The sequence below is a fragment of the Streptomyces sp. NBC_01451 genome (assembly GCF_036227485.1).
In the GTDB taxonomy this organism is placed as follows: domain Bacteria; phylum Actinomycetota; class Actinomycetes; order Streptomycetales; family Streptomycetaceae; genus Streptomyces.
Genome location: NZ_CP109479.1, coordinates 5,187,487 through 5,201,892, shown reverse-complemented (window position 1 = coordinate 5,201,892; position 14,406 = coordinate 5,187,487). Strand labels below are relative to the sequence as shown.

Genomic DNA, 14,406 nt, shown 5'->3' with positions numbered 1-14,406 from the left:
GAACTCGCAGTCATGGCAAAGGGCGAGCGGCAACGATTCCGCATCGAGCCGATTCGCCCCAGGTTGCTTGAACACCTACCCCCAGCGCCCGTTGAGCGCGCCCAGGTGGCGCCCCTCAACGGGTCAGAGGTTCCGCGCCCAGGCGCCCCCGACTAGGTGCGTTGAACCTCGCACGCGCCCAGGTGAGTGCGTTCACCTGGGCGCGTGTTCCCCCCTTGTGCCCGGCAGAGGCGCTTGGGGGACGTCCGAACCTTGATCAAGGAAGGTACGAACAATGAGAGATCTTATCGGCTACGTGGCAGCCGTGTTGGGTGCCGCAGTCGTCGGATGGTGGCTCTTGGCCAAGAGTCGCCCCCAGGGCAAGCACAGGGCGCCCAGCGACGCCCCAGCGCCCCAGGAGCAGGCGCCCCAGGCGCTGGGCGCCCTGCCGGACCCTCGCGAGGCGCGTCAAGGGCGCTGGGATAAGAGGTGGCAAGAGGAACACGCCACAACGGGTAGGGAGTTGGCGCCCCTCGCGCCGGATTGGACAGGCGCCCACCTTGAGGGCCGGTCCCGATGGTTCAAGCCAGAGACGTACGAGCGGCCCTACGTGGGCGACGCCTACGCCAACCCGGAGGACGTCCGGCGCTTTGTCACGCACCCCATTACGGAGGAACGGCAGTCATGACGCATGACCCTCGCGACCACGTTGAGCCGCGCGTGATTGCCGACGAGCCGGAATGGCTCAAGTGGCTTGAGCACGTGGGCAAGTGCGACAGACAGTGTCGTTGGTTGGGCCGTGACTGCCCGGAAGCTGTCACCCTGCGCGCAAACCTACAGCGCGTGCGTGACCTCATTGAGCGGTTCGGCACAGACCCGAACTCCCCCGAGCTGCGCGCGGAGCTTGAGCGCGTCCGCAACGACATACAGGCGTAACCCCTAGCTGAACACTCGATGGCTGCCGCTCCGATGTGCCACCCGAAATCGGCTCGACCGAACTAGGGCGGGAACGCGCTTCCCTTGCGCTGGGCAGGAAGTACCTCAAGGGAATACAGACTCCCGCCACCTTGCTCGTATTGGACCGAGCAAGGTGGCGGGTTTTATTTTTCGGACTCAGAGATTGGGAACGATGAATCGCTATCGATGCCAGACATTCGAACGAATCGCAGCAAGCTATCAACGGCGCATCAACCGGGATGCAGACATAGCGGCAAATCATAAGCGGGACGCGTCCGCTATCGCAGCGGCCGGAAGCGTAGACAGCGCGCGCCGCGCGCAGGCGGTTGCGCTTAACCGTCACCTAGATACGTGCCGCTTGTGTCAATAGCCACAACGCAAGGAACGCCCCCCTGCCAGGAAAGGCAGGGGGGCGTTTTGCTGTCTGGCCTACTTGACCACGCTGGGGGAGTCCTTGTCCCCAAAGGGTGCCGCAGCCATGCCGTACACGGCGCGCAAACCGGCGCCTATGGCTGCGCCAAAGGCAGCCTGTGACAAGTCCCAACCGGATGCCGCCCAGGCCGCGAGGAAGCCACCCAGGGCCGTAGCAAAGGCCTGCTCGGCGAGCCTCTTGAGATAGACGTTCATGGCGTGTTACCTCCCCCTGCGGACAGGGTGATTGTCGTTGCGTTGATGGCTGCCTGTAGGGCGCCCAGGGCGCCGGACACGTCGAGCTGCGTGAGGCTCGCGGCCATGGCGTCGAGCTGCGCGCGGAGGGCAGCCACCTCGCCCTCAAGGGCCCGTACGCGCGCCTGCGTGTCCCGTGTACTCGCCCACACGTCCCGGAGGACACTCACGGGTTGCCACGTCGGGTTGGCCTGGGCGTCCGATGCGTCCGCGAGGGTCGGGACCTTGTCTGTCTTCCATACGGCTGCGTACGTCTGATCTGCCGTGAGCGCCATTGCGCCCCCTCCTATTCCGCCTGTGCTCGCCGGCTCAGATCCCTTTGCCCAGGCTTGGAGCGCTGCGCGCGTCGGGAAGTTGCCTAGGTTCCGGTCCATGCCGCCGCTAATCGAATATTGGTGAAACAGCCACGGGTGAGAGATCCGCGGATGCCCCTCCGGGGCGCTTGGGTCGGCTATCCACAAGCCATCACCCGCGTAGTTCGATCGCTCACGGTTCAGCCAATAGTCACGGTTGCAATACAGGATCACTCGATGCCTGGGGGCGAGCCTCACACACTCCCGAATGAACCTGTCTTTCTCGTCGTTGCTGGGCGTACTCCCGTCCGGCGCAGACTCCCAATCGCACGCCAAAATTTCGTTTGCGCGTGCGCCGGCCCGCTTGAGGAAGTAGGCCGCTTGTGCCTCCGGGTTGCCCTTTCTCAGGAAGTGATAGAAGCCAACGACGAGGCCTGAGTCACGCCCCCTCGCAGCCTGCGCAGCCAACTTAGGGTTCACGTATCCGGTCGCTTCCGTGGCCTTGACGAACACAAAGTCAAGGCCCTTTACCTCGTAGCTCGATGGCTGGTATGAGGCGACGTCGACGCCTCTTATGAGTTCGGCCATGACGTCCCCTACTCGCAGTTGAGCACTGCGTAACTCTGTCGTATCACCCTGAAAGCCTCCGCACGTCTGGTCATGTCTTGGCCGTTCTCTGCGGCCAATGCGCGAGCGGCAGGAGTGTCCGAATTGATGAACTGTTGATAGAGGGGGCACAACACCTGTGTCTGTGTGAGCCGCTGCGTTTCGTCGACTCGACTAGCGACACTGTGCAAGGTGACGAAACCAAAACTCATGGCAACGGTAAGTGCTATGTCGAGAACGAAACCAACCCAGAGAACCCAAATCATGCGCCGGTTACGTTTCGCTGTCTGGGCTAGCGAAACCATCTGATCGCCGGTCCCACCAACTAGCGCGTTGACCCTCTCAATCAATTCGTTCGCTTGTATCACTAGATCCCTGATCTCTTGATCCGTCGCCACATTCACCGCCACCCATAGCCGTCACGGCATCGTTAAGTTGCTCGCAGAATGCATCCAACCGGGCAGCCGTCCGCAGCAACTCATCACGCAGGCGCTGCGATTCCGCAACGAGGGCGTCAACATTTCCCACTAGGCGCCCCTTCTGATAGAAGCAAGAGCATCCGCTATAGCGCGCGTAGCAGACGAAATGGTCGTGAGGTATTCACCTCGCACTGCATGGTTAAGCTCTCTCAACTCTGCCTCTAGCCGGTCCGCCCTTTCCCGCTCTTGCTCGTACACCTTTTGCGCGTTGGCGTACATGACCCTTACAGCTGCAAGAGCAAATAGGGCTATCGCACCTACGGCGCCGTATTGCAGGAACGCATCATTCACTAGCGCCCCCTAGTCGACAACGAACACGCCATGTAGCCGGATGTTGGCGCCGGTATTGATATCTCCGGAGGCGGTACGCAGAGTACAGATGCCATCCGTTCCGTAGACGTAATCTCCGCCCTCGACGCCACTTCCCCAGAAACCCTGTGTCGTTCCCGACGTAGGGCGCCAACCGCTGGGGAGAGTGCATATAGCTGTGTCGGCTATGTTGCCGGACGTCTGCGTTATGTCCGCGCCGGACCGTTGGATATAGGCGCGGAACTCAATCAGGTTGCCCACCCGATATGCGGAGAAATCATTGAGCGTAAATCCGGTGGCCATGGTGATACCGGACGTCGTGGTTGTAGGAGTGTCATCGAGTAGGCGCGCAGCCGTAACCAGCATCCCTGATTTCCATGCGGTCATTCTGTACCCCCCTGTAGGTACGGCACATAGGAAGGCGTCCAGAGCTTTACGGCTGCGCCTGAACTCTGCGCCTTAGTTACGCCGTTCACAGATCGACTAACGGTCATTACCTGCGGACTCATGTTCACGAAATTGTCGTAACGCATGACAGGGTTAACGTTCGTATTGGCGCTCGCAGAAATGGAACGTATGCCGACGAGATTGGCCGCTGCGAAACTAGCGTCCGTTGTGCTTAGGTCCCATGCCACGGACTCATCATCCGTGGCTAGCCAGAGCTTCGCTCTAAGGGTCGTTCCGCTACCGTTGAAGCGCATTCGATAGAACGTCCCTGCCACGTGCGTAAGGGCCGGAATCGTTCCTGCGACTAGCTCTGTCTCAGTTGCTGTTACGCGCTTACGAATGGACAGAGTGATACTCGCATCGGTATTGAATGCGGCCCTAGCCGTATAGAGGTTGTCGCCGTCAACATGGCGCGCGGTAATGCCGCCGGAAAGAAACCCGCCGGTCGCAAGTGCACTAGTCGCTATCGAAACGTACATATCGAAATCGGCGAACGTGCTACTCATGAACGTGCGCCGTGACGAGTTGGCCGTGGCGAGCGTGTGAGTGCCTATGCCACTACCAACGGCGTAATCGGCAGACGTGCCCCCGCCCGTACTCCAAGCGCCTCCGATATCGGCAGTCCCCCATGCGTTGGAAACCGACCGGCCGAATGCGTCGACCGCATTACCAGTGCACGCGCTAACCGTTACGCGTTCGCCGGCCAACCTGATATCAAAGGGGAAATCGGAGGGGTGATTGGAGCTGTCAACCCATTCGGGACCGGTTGAGGTGAGGACATATGCAGTCGTGGCGCTAGACGTCATGGCGGCTGCCAACGTCGAGCCGGACGTGTCCGCTCGCGCCGTACCCACCTGGGCAATGCTCGACCAAGGGGCGCCGGGCGTGCAGTTGTAAGTGATATCCCACTCGTACTCTTTGATGACCTCCGAGTAGCCTTGAACCAATAGGTCTATGTCGTCCGGTGGCAACCATTCCGGAGGATTGGACACTGTGACTCTGTCGCCAATATCGACCGCCGTAGCGTCATCAATGAGCGAGGGGCCTGCGGCCAAGTCCACGTGCAGTGTCGGGTAACGCGCCTCGTCCCAGGTGCCCAGCATCAAGAGCCATTCGGCCATGTTGGCGGGTTGAGTGTCGTCATAGAAGTTGAACTCACGGGAGTCTTGATAGCGCCCTACGCCCTCCGGGGGCGCCTGCGTGGACAGGGTGCCCGTGCTGAGTTCGGCAACGGCAGAGGCACCATTTCTGCGGCTTACCACGATTTCATTCTTTACCAACTGGTCATCATCAACCGGCTGGAATGGGGGCGCTACATGTCCCGCCGTTTCGTAATCAAGCGCCAACCTGACTCGCTGGTTATAGAGGGAGGACGCGTCACGGTATATCAATCCGCTAGCGTGTCTCTGTTCGTACAGAATGCCGCCATCCGCCTCCGCGCAGTCCCTCAGAATGTCAAGCAAAGTCGCAGACTTCTGCGGCCCTAGCTGCGCCTGTATTTCCGGGTTCCCGAATACGGCTACGGTTACGGACTCTTCTTCTGCGAGGCGCGCGAGGCGCGTACCCGCTCGCTCCCCTGCCAGCCCCGTATATACATCCGTGTATGCGTCAGTATCGCTGGGAGAGAACACGCTTATGTGACCGGTTGACAGGGTGGAATTCTCCGGGTTCCATCCCGTCGACTCACGAGAATAGACCTGCCGAACGCGTCCGACCGTCCCGGCAAAACTGCCGCTATCCGTGACCACCGGACCGTTACCGTTAAGGATTTTCGACACCCAGTCAACGTTTCCGCCATTCTGGGTGGCGGTAATCTGCCAACGATTCCAACCGCCTGTATAGGTATCAGTTCCGGCAGCAACTGACGACGTTGCAAGAATGACGCCCTCACGGTTGACGATAAGTATGCGCGTGTATATCCCTGCAAACGATTCGAGCTGCACGGCCCATGTGGCAACGGTTCCCGTAGTGTTCCATTGCCACATACGGATAAAGTCCGTAGGCGCCTCACTCAGGTTATAGACGAACTCCACTTGCCATGACGTAGGACTACCGTCCGGCGCAGGCACATTGCCTGAACTAGTCGACCCTAGCGGCATGGTCGGAAGCGCACTTGATCCGGGCAGGGTGTCTAGTTCCCCCCATGACACGCCACTCGTAATCATGGCGTCGACACCCTCTATGGGCGAGTACGCAAGTATCGCGTTAGCGCCTTCCTCCATAGGCCAATATGCGACAGGGTCAAGAGTGGGCAGCCGACGAGTGAGCGTCGACTTAATCGGCGAGTTCCCTTGAGACAGTCTGCGGAGCACTCCCGACGCCGTGACCTGCGTATAGACGTCCTCTCCGGAGATGTCCCATTCAGCCGGCCATTCGCTCACCTCACCCACGAAACGCACCTTGCGATTAGTTATGGAGGTATTCCCCGCGAGGGTCCACGTGAGCCCCGCACTGTCCGCAAAGGACGTCGTGCCGCTCGCCTGCGCACTGAAATCCGGGTTGGCAACGATGGTGCCTGCGATGCCGTTTCGGACCTGGGCGGCATGCACAGACCCTGCGGCACGACCAAACGTGAACGGCGTAGCGTCGCCAATCTTTAGAGCTGTCGTTGAGGCAAATATTGAGGTTGTTCCCGCTTGTGTTACAGGGTCACCCAGTTGGGCCCATGTGCCACTTAGCGAGTCAGACGTATAGAACGTCACGGTATTCCCGGAGGCGCCATTGTTGACATCGAGGGTTACCCGTACCGCTATGCGCGCTGTAGGTGAGGCAGGGAAAGGGACAGTCGAGCGAGCCGTAATTGTGTTGGTTCCGTCTGCCGACCAATCAAAATAAAGGTCGTAACCGCGAATGCCCAGCATCCAAGATTTCTGTGGGGAAGTGCCGTACTTGGCAATTAGGTCGATGTGCTCCGACACGGATGCATCACTAGAAGGGTCGAGCCAATTACTTAGCGACGCGTCTACCCTCACGTCAAGGTCACCTGTGATATCCAATGAGGCGGTATCGGGAGTGCTAGCCCAATCGCCTACGGCGCCCGGTAGGTCGAGCGCCATAGAGCCTGCATTGACGGAAACCCTAAGAGGAGTATTCCGACCGATCTTCCCGTGATATGTACCGGTGGGATTGCGAGGGGAGTATTTACCGGAACGATTATTCAGCGTGAGCGTACAGCGCGTTGGGTCGACGTCATCACCATTGTTGGTCCGGCCGCGAGTGATGGTGATGGGATCACGCTGGTAGACGTCCGTTGTTATGTCGGTCCACGCGCTGTCTATGTAGAGTTCCGCTTTTGACGTGAGAGGAGTATTGGGGAAAGTCACCGACTCCCCTTCCCTAGAGCTTTCTGTACGTTGCCCCCGGATATCCGCTGAATCTCTCCGCGCAATGGGTCAATGAGAACGGAAGCCAACACGCGTGCGTCAACCACTAGGTTTGCCTGTAGCGGTCGCATGGGTGCGGCTGCGCTGGGCGCGTAGGAGGAATGGGAGGAACCCGACCCGTCGCCCCTATCCATAGCCCTTTCTGCGGCCCTGCGGACAGGCGAGACAACCTCTACCGCCCATGCGTGCATGTTGGCTTTCAGGGCGGCTGTACGCGCTCGTACGCCCAGCATGACGCCCGTAGGCACGTGCCTACCGACGCGTTCGGCCATGAGGCGCGAGGGCGACGAAATGCCTAGCGCTTTAGCGACCGGCCCAGGGATTACGGATTTCGCCCAACTACTGATCTGAGAAACGATCCATGGCCCCATGGCCTTAATGCCATTCCAAAGCCCACGGACAACGTTGGTTCCCTTGTTGTACAGCAGTGATCCGAGACTTCCTACGGCCCTAGAGATGCGCCCAGGTAGACCCTTTACCCAAGTCACAAGGGCCGTTGCGACCTGAATACTGCCGCTCTTTATCCGGCCCCAATGCTTGATGATCAACCCGTATAGAGTCCAATTCAGGAAGAACGAAACGACCTTCCCAGGGATACTCTTGATCCAAGTCATTGTGACATTCCAGACGCGGACCGTTCCCGCCTTGATCTTGTCCCAATGCTTGATGATCAATCCGGCAATAGTCCAATTAAGAAAGATATTCCAGAGCTTGGCGGCGATGCTCTTAATGTGCCCCCAAAGCCATGTCCAGATTTTGACTGTCCACTCTTTGATCTTGTCCCAGTTGGCGACAATGAGCGCGACGATTGCGATTACGGCAATGGTGATCCAACCAATGGGACCCATGGCGATTAGCCATTGAGCGGCCATGGTTGCTGCCCATATAACTGCCCTCGCGGCCATGAGGGTGAATTGCACAAGGGCCGTGGCGCCTGCGCGCACCACAGCGGCTATCCACGTGCCGATAGAGACAAGGGCGCTTCCTACCCATGCGGCTGCGGTAGTTGCTGCGGAGGCAACGGATGCGGCAGCAATCCGCGCCATGGCCATAAGGCCAACCGCCATAAGTCGCAGGTATCCGGCCACGGTTCGATAGAGCGCGCTGTTATGTATGTTGGTCGCTACCGTCGCGATAGCCGTATATGTGGCATAAATCTTCTGGGCTACGGCGACCGTCATCACAAGCCCTGCGACGACAGCTAGGACGATTCCCAAGCCTTTCATTAGGCCCTGATTTTTCATCCCAAACTTGACGACTACTCCGCCTGCCTCGCCTAGCGCGTGTATCGCCTTGCGCTTAAAAGATTCGAGCGAGGAGGCCGCCGTACCTCCGGCAGTCTTCGCGACCTTATTAGCTGCGCCGGTAACCTTGTTCATGCCGGAAGACGCGGCGGCGCTAGCAGGGTCCAGCGCGTAAAGCGCGTCACCCATAACGGCGCCCGGATCTCCAAATAGCGCAGTCGCCGCATTGAGCTTTATCTGTTCATTCTTGGTGCCTCGCATCGCGTCTAGCGTCATCTGAAGCGCTTGCTTAGAGGACTCCCCACCCTTGCCAATCATCGTTGCCATGTCGCCCGCGTTTAGACCGATGCTTTTGAACGCGGCCTCAACCGTCGAGCCTCCCGCCAAAGACAACTCGCCGAATTGGCCGATAGCGTCCGCGACTTGATCCGCATCGCGCGCGCCACCCTTGAGGCCCTGCGCGAGTAGGCCCGTTGCGGTTTGGGCATCGAGACCAACGCGGCGCCATTGCGTCGAGTACTCGTTAAGGGTTTCGAGAAAATCGCCCGCCTTATCGGCACCGGAGGACAGGCCTTTAGCGATAATGTCTAGGGCTTGGTCAGCATCCTTTGCTAGCCCCGTGCGCAGGAGTTGACCAGTCGCAGCGGTGGTCATTGCAAGGTCCTGATCAAACGTTTCCGCGAGAGCGAGGACTTTAGTTGTGACCCCTTCTAGTCCGCCCTCCGCCTTAGAGGTATCTCCGATGTTTTGATAAACACCTTTGACTGCCTCATTGACGGTCGCCGTCGAATCGCCCCAGGCGTTCGCGTAGACGTTTGCGGACACCTTAGAAAGCTCGGCAGCCTCCGCCGGCCCAACGCCCAGTTGTGCCGTTAGCTTGGCGTTGGCTGCCTCTGTGTTGAGGTTTTCCGCAATGCCTACTCCGAGTGCTGCGGCAACTCCCATACCGATACCGGCAGAGGCCGTAGATAGCCGTTCCTGCATGGCCGATAGTTCGGGACTAGCCTCATCGCGTGCAATGAGTCGGAACACAAGCGAGGTATCGGAGGCCACTCCGTCACCTCCGTTTCAACTGGGCTTCTGCCTCATCAAGTTGTCTCTTGTAGTCGTCAAGCCAACCCAAAAGGGAGTCCGTTTGCTCGACCGTAAGCAGGTCCCATTCCCAGGGGCGCACGCCCAACAAGTGAGCTGCGTTCCCTAGCTGGGCTAGCCTGCGATCGGCAGATCGACTTTTCCCCCGTCTTCGCTCTCGTCGATGGCCGTTTCTATCTGCTCATCAAGGTTGGCGAGAGTGGCCGCGCGCTCATCCCCAGACGTGTTCTCTGAGACTGCCTCGCGCATTTTCGTAAGCTCTTGCTTGGAGTATTCGAGCTTGAGTTCATCCCAAGAGAAGTCGACCGCATCCCACTTGATGCCGGGATGCTCACGCTTGAGATACATGTAAAGCAAGGCCCTACGGCAGAGGGAATTCCCGGACAGGACTGCGCTTGTGAAATCGGAAAAGTCCTTGTCGGTCTTCCGTTCCAACATCTCTCGCTCGGCACTCATCAACTTGCGAGGGTTGTACTTGAACCGCGTAGGTTCGTCGGAACCTTCGGGGTGATAGATCAGGTACATAGGCTTACTCCCGAACCCGGTTGGCTATGCGCTCCGCCATGTCATTGATGACTTTGGCTACTGCCTCGCGCGCCTCCGGGCCTACGCCCTGTAGGGCGTTATCGAACCAACCAATTTTTCCGAACTGCACGCGCCATTCGTCATTGCCCCATGACTGCGTACGCCACCCCTTGCGCGAGTTCGTCCGCTTGGGGGCGTTGGCAAACCCGCGGATACGTGGCGTGCGCTTTGCGCGGATGCTCGCCCCAGGGTTTCTAAGGGCTAGGTCTATGCGCGGTTGAATGCCTCGCGCGATAGCCGGCCTAAGCGCTGGGGACGTCCCAGCGCCCTGCGATGGGATGGCTAGGGCCCCGTTCTTCGCACGGTCCGCGCGAGGCTTTAGGACGTCCTTTAGCTCTTTCCTGAGTTCCTTACGCAGGTCCTTACCGTCCGCCTCGCTACGGAGGGCGCGCAGTAGGGAACGCAACCCCTCTTGGGTGACCTCAACGCCAACGGGCCCGTTGGCCATGGCTTACGCCACGGCGCGCGTGACAGCGCCGGACGTCGGGAAACTCACGGACTGCGAGGCCTCGTCTCCAACGCCTCCGCTAATGGGCTTGAGTTCCTTGATTAGTACGCTTCCGGTCCACTTGGGGTTTGAGGCGCCCATTGCTGCGGAGGTGGGGCGTACCTCAAATGCAACCACTGTGCCGAATAGGGGCCAGAGAATGGAGTCAAGAGCGGCAGCCGCAAAGTCTTGCTTGAACTCAATGGACAATCCGCCACTCTTGAGGCCACCTATGACCTGCTTCCATCCGGCGCTCCCGTATGTAGTGACGTCCTTTTCGTCAACCTCAACCGTAAGCTCCGCCTTATTCGCGTAGGCGCTTAGGTCGCTTGCATTGAGTGAAACGTATTCAGTCGTGAGTACCATAAAGGCCATGAGGGATCACCCTTTTACTTGATTCCGAATGCCACGGCAAATAGAAAGGAAGGGTTAGTTCCTGAAATCGTGTACTTGACCCGGTACCAAGTGTCAGTGATTGCAGTGCCATCGGTCCGGAGGATTTGGCCGCTTATGGCGTTGGCTTGAGTGAACGTCAGTTGAGTAAGGGAAGACGCAAACGTGTTGTCCGTGTCGCTCTCTATCTCAACGTTGAGAGTGGGAGTCGTACCCGCCACGGACAAAACATGTAGCGAGGCATACAGCCGTTCGTCTACGTCTGCCGCACCCAGTTGGACGCCCGTTGCCGTACCGGTCGACGTGCGCGCGGTTCCGTAGTGGTGGCCGAACGCCCCACGGACAAGCGGCCACGTACTTGACGCCTTGCCGGACCAAGGGGCTATATCTCCCACTTGGCCAAGGAACTTGTATTCCGACTGCAAGGCCTTGACGAAATAGGCAAGATCCCCAACGGCGCCACCTACCGGCCCAACCGACCATGGCCCCGTACCGCCGTTGTTCGCCCAGTTGGCATCATCGACAAGGGCGCTTGACCCTGCCTCCCAGAAACCCTCTCCGGTCACCTGGGCGGACCCTAGTCCCCCCATGACCTCTTTCCAGCCGTTAGACCCGTAGGTAGTCCTGTCCTTTTCTTCAACCTCTGCGGACAGCTCGACTTTGTTTGAGGCGCCCGTTAGGTCTGCGCCTACGGCAAACAGGCGCACGTTAGTAAGCGTGAGGAAAGACATTTACGCGCTCCCGTCACCGATCACGTCAATGGTGATTTCGGCCCCTAGGTATTGCAGTCCGTTGTGTTCGTACAGGCGTATCCCTTGCATACGGGAGACACGGAAGTCATGGGCATAGCCATTGAGGGCAGCACTACCGGGGGCGCCTCGCGCGTTCTCGATAACGTCCTTGAGGGACGCAGTACCCGAACCGCTCATCATGTTGTCGAGTAGCTTTTGCCCTGCCAAGTCGTCGGCTCGACTCACGAGAACGCGCGCGGTGAACGTAATGGCGTCTAGTCCTCGCTGCATGACCTTGTCGAAATCAATCGTGTAGTCAGCGATAAAGAAACACGGCTCATTCACAGCGTCCGGCATGTAACCGGTACATGTGAGCGAGGCTTTAGGTAGGGCGACTGCGGAGGCTGCGAGCGCCAATTGCGCCCGTACGTTATAGATATCCACGCGTCCCCCTAGAAACCCGGCAGCATGAAGCGCTTACAGAGTTCGTAGACGTCCGGGTCTACTCGTCCAACCCGGACCGCCCCCCATTCCGCAGAACCTAGTACGCCCTCCGGAGAGTCCTTACGCTTGTAGAGACGCAAGGCTTGCAAAATGGTGGCCTGCGTAATCTCCTCTGGAGTAGCCGGCCAACCCCATTTCGCAGTCACTTGGATGCGTGCCGTACCGCTTGATCCCCAGGTTCCGGAATAGCGGAGCAACCCGGTTATCGGGGCCCCTTGAGCGAGCGCGTTTTCCGGCCAGGTCTCGTAATCGGTAACGGCGGTATAGGTCCCGCCCACATTGCCTGTCTCGACTACCAACCCTGTAGCCGAACCGATGTCATCAACTATCAGGAGTTCACCTGTCTCGTAACAGACAGTCCGAATCTCCGGGTTATAGGTCCGGACGCTCACGGCGCCATCGAGATAAAAGCGACGTCCGCAGTTCTTGTCTATTCCGCGCGAGGCTGCCGCAATGGCAGCCGTGAGCAAATCGTCCCTTGTTGAGTCGCTTGAGTTAAGCGCTAGCTTGAGGGTTGCTGTAGTCGTGTACTCATTCGCCACGGCTGCGCCCCCTAACGGGTTTCAGGCTTCCGTCTGTTGCGCGCAGCCGTGGCCTTTTCGATGGGGCGAGGCGAGGCGGGAGGATCGTCGGGCACGCGCTCCGCCATGCCGCAGCCACAGAGTGAGTCCGCCTCGCCCTGGGGCAAGTTGACGACTGCGCCACGCTGGGGCCATGGCTTGCCGTTACGCGTGCCTGAGATGTCACCCAGAATGCGAACCAACATGGTTCCCCCCATTAGTCCTGGGCGATGATTCCGGCGCTACGCAGGGCCGTAAGAATGCTCGCGATTGCGGTACGCAGGGCGACTACTTCCGCTTGCACGTATGCCCCCCCAGGTGACGCAGGGGTAGCGATGTGCGCAGAGTGCACCATTGCGGATGTGTCCTCGTCGAACACGGTTGGTTCAGGCATTTCGATTCCTCCCGAAAGAAAGGTCCGGCCGTAGCGAACACGGCCGGACCGATAAACGCGACTGTTACGCAGCGCCCTGGAAAACCTTGACTGCGCCGGTAAGGTCGATGAGCGCAGCGTCCGCGCGGAGCAATGCGCGGAACGTAACGAGATCCGTGTTGAATGCGAAATCATCCGACCGCTCGAATCGGATTCCACCTGCGATGCGCACGAAATACTGCGAGAAATCGCCGAAGATTACAGACTTGGCGGTTGTGGCTACAGCCGCAACGTTCGGGTCGGTAACGATCGGCTTACCGAGCAACATATCCGGGGCGCCTGCTACTAGCGATTGCTGCCAGATGTACTGTCCGTCAGTTCCCTTGAACTTCCGAATGGTCGCGAGCGTCGCGTCCTTGACCACCCAGTAGCAGGAACTAGACGCGCGGTAAGGCGCAATCACGGAATACTGCAAATCGATCAAGTCATCCGCAGTCACTAGGCCTGCGGCGGTAAGTCCTGTCTTGCCCACGGTCGCATCCGTCACGATTCCGCGCGGCTTTGCCGTTCCGTCGCCGGTAACCATGTGAGTCCCGAACGCGTTACCCAGCGCGCGCCCAGCTTGCATGGAGAGGTAACCCTCAAGGTCAACCCCAGAGTCCGTGAGCAATTCGCGCGACACCTGAATAAGCGTGCCGTACTTGAATGCACCAAGCGTGATCTGACCGAATGCCGGGTCGGACTCTGTGATTGTGGCCGCCTCCGCAAACAGCGCGCCGGAACTGTGCGCCGTTGTCTTGGGCACCTGCACGTTTTCACCGGACGCCGTGTTAAGCACAGTGGGGCCGGTTTGCATGACGGCTGAATTCTCGATGAGATGCGCCATGAGCCGATCGTAAAAGGACGTCGGAACTACGTTGGCGCCTGCGCCTGCGGACAGCTTGGAGAGGTCACGGTAATTGACAGGGCCGTTGGGTACGACGTCGTAATACCGTCCCCCTTCCCCTCGCATGAATGCGCGCAGTTCCTCGGAACCGTAGGACGGCTGCGCCCCCGGACCTTGCTTACGCGGTTCCCCGCGCAGCTTGGCCATAGAGTCCTCCGTGTCCTTTGCGCGCTGCTCGCCCTCGATGACGTTCTTAATGCGCTTGTCCAGCGCGTCTAGTTCGGCATTGAGGGATTGCCACTGTCCCTCTTCCTCGCCGGACAACGCGCGGTTCTCTTCTGCCGCAGCATCGGCAAGAGCCTTTGCCGACTCCCATACATTCGCGCGCCGCTCGCGCAGCCGCTTGACGATTTCAGACATGAGGGGACTCCC

At 59.3% G+C, this 14,406-nt stretch carries 11 protein-coding genes; 1 reads left to right on the top strand and 10 read right to left on the bottom strand.

What is annotated here, in order from left to right; all coding sequences use genetic code 11:
* Positions 1 to 663: 663 nt before the first annotated feature.
* Positions 664 to 915, top strand: coding sequence for a hypothetical protein (locus tag OG595_RS22730; protein WP_329274794.1), 252 nt, complete (start codon positions 664 to 666; stop codon positions 913 to 915).
* Positions 916 to 1,365: 450 nt separating this feature from the next.
* Here OG595_RS22730 and OG595_RS22725 read toward each other — a convergent pair whose 3' ends face one another.
* From OG595_RS22725 to OG595_RS22680, 10 genes are all read right to left on the bottom strand, one after another.
* Complete coding sequence (locus tag OG595_RS22725) at positions 1,366 to 1,563, bottom strand: hypothetical protein (protein WP_329274791.1); 198 nt, start codon at positions 1,561 to 1,563, stop codon at positions 1,366 to 1,368.
* Positions 1,560 to 2,483 (bottom strand): GH25 family lysozyme, encoded by a 924-nt coding sequence (locus tag OG595_RS22720; protein ID WP_329274788.1) that lies wholly within the window; start codon positions 2,481 to 2,483, stop codon positions 1,560 to 1,562. Before OG595_RS22720 ends, OG595_RS22725 begins: the two co-directional genes overlap by 4 nt.
* 1,189 nt (positions 2,484 to 3,672) lie before the next feature.
* Complete coding sequence (locus OG595_RS22715; RefSeq protein ID WP_329274786.1) at positions 3,673 to 5,769, bottom strand: hypothetical protein; 2,097 nt, start codon at positions 5,767 to 5,769, stop codon at positions 3,673 to 3,675.
* A 1,286-nt stretch (positions 5,770 to 7,055) separates the two neighbouring features.
* Complete coding sequence (locus OG595_RS22710) at positions 7,056 to 9,416, bottom strand: phage tail tape measure protein (RefSeq protein WP_329274783.1); 2,361 nt, start codon at positions 9,414 to 9,416, stop codon at positions 7,056 to 7,058.
* A gap of 153 nt (positions 9,417 to 9,569) precedes the next feature.
* On the bottom strand, positions 9,570 to 9,980 hold the full coding sequence (locus OG595_RS22705; RefSeq protein WP_329274780.1) for a hypothetical protein: 411 nt from the start codon (positions 9,978 to 9,980) through the stop codon (positions 9,570 to 9,572).
* A 511-nt stretch (positions 9,981 to 10,491) separates the two neighbouring features.
* Positions 10,492 to 10,902 (bottom strand): phage tail tube protein, encoded by a 411-nt coding sequence (locus OG595_RS22700; RefSeq protein WP_329274778.1) that lies wholly within the window; start codon positions 10,900 to 10,902, stop codon positions 10,492 to 10,494.
* Positions 10,903 to 10,916: 14 nt separating this feature from the next.
* Positions 10,917 to 11,651 (bottom strand): hypothetical protein, encoded by a 735-nt coding sequence (locus tag OG595_RS22695; protein ID WP_329274776.1) that lies wholly within the window; start codon positions 11,649 to 11,651, stop codon positions 10,917 to 10,919.
* Positions 11,652 to 12,095, bottom strand: coding sequence for a hypothetical protein (locus tag OG595_RS22690; RefSeq protein WP_329274775.1), 444 nt, complete (start codon positions 12,093 to 12,095; stop codon positions 11,652 to 11,654).
* Between the two features lie 8 nt (positions 12,096 to 12,103).
* On the bottom strand, positions 12,104 to 12,697 hold the full coding sequence (locus tag OG595_RS22685) for a phage gp6-like head-tail connector protein (RefSeq protein ID WP_329274774.1): 594 nt from the start codon (positions 12,695 to 12,697) through the stop codon (positions 12,104 to 12,106).
* Between the two features lie 476 nt (positions 12,698 to 13,173).
* On the bottom strand, positions 13,174 to 14,394 hold the full coding sequence (locus tag OG595_RS22680; protein ID WP_329274772.1) for a phage major capsid protein: 1,221 nt from the start codon (positions 14,392 to 14,394) through the stop codon (positions 13,174 to 13,176).
* Positions 14,395 to 14,406 lie beyond the last annotated feature (12 nt).

Coding starts and splice junctions, on each gene's coding strand:
- OG595_RS22730 (WP_329274794.1), top strand. CDS start 664: ATGACGCATGACCCTCGCGACCACGTTGAGCCGCGCGTGATTGCCGAC.
- OG595_RS22725 (WP_329274791.1), bottom strand. CDS start 1,563: ATGAACGTCTATCTCAAGAGGCTCGCCGAGCAGGCCTTTGCTACGGCC.
- OG595_RS22720 (WP_329274788.1), bottom strand. CDS start 2,483: ATGGCCGAACTCATAAGAGGCGTCGACGTCGCCTCATACCAGCCATCG.
- OG595_RS22705 (WP_329274780.1), bottom strand. CDS start 9,980: ATGTACCTGATCTATCACCCCGAAGGTTCCGACGAACCTACGCGGTTC.
- OG595_RS22700 (WP_329274778.1), bottom strand. CDS start 10,902: ATGGCCTTTATGGTACTCACGACTGAATACGTTTCACTCAATGCAAGC.
- OG595_RS22695 (WP_329274776.1), bottom strand. CDS start 11,651: ATGTCTTTCCTCACGCTTACTAACGTGCGCCTGTTTGCCGTAGGCGCA.
- OG595_RS22680 (WP_329274772.1), bottom strand. CDS start 14,394: ATGTCTGAAATCGTCAAGCGGCTGCGCGAGCGGCGCGCGAATGTATGG.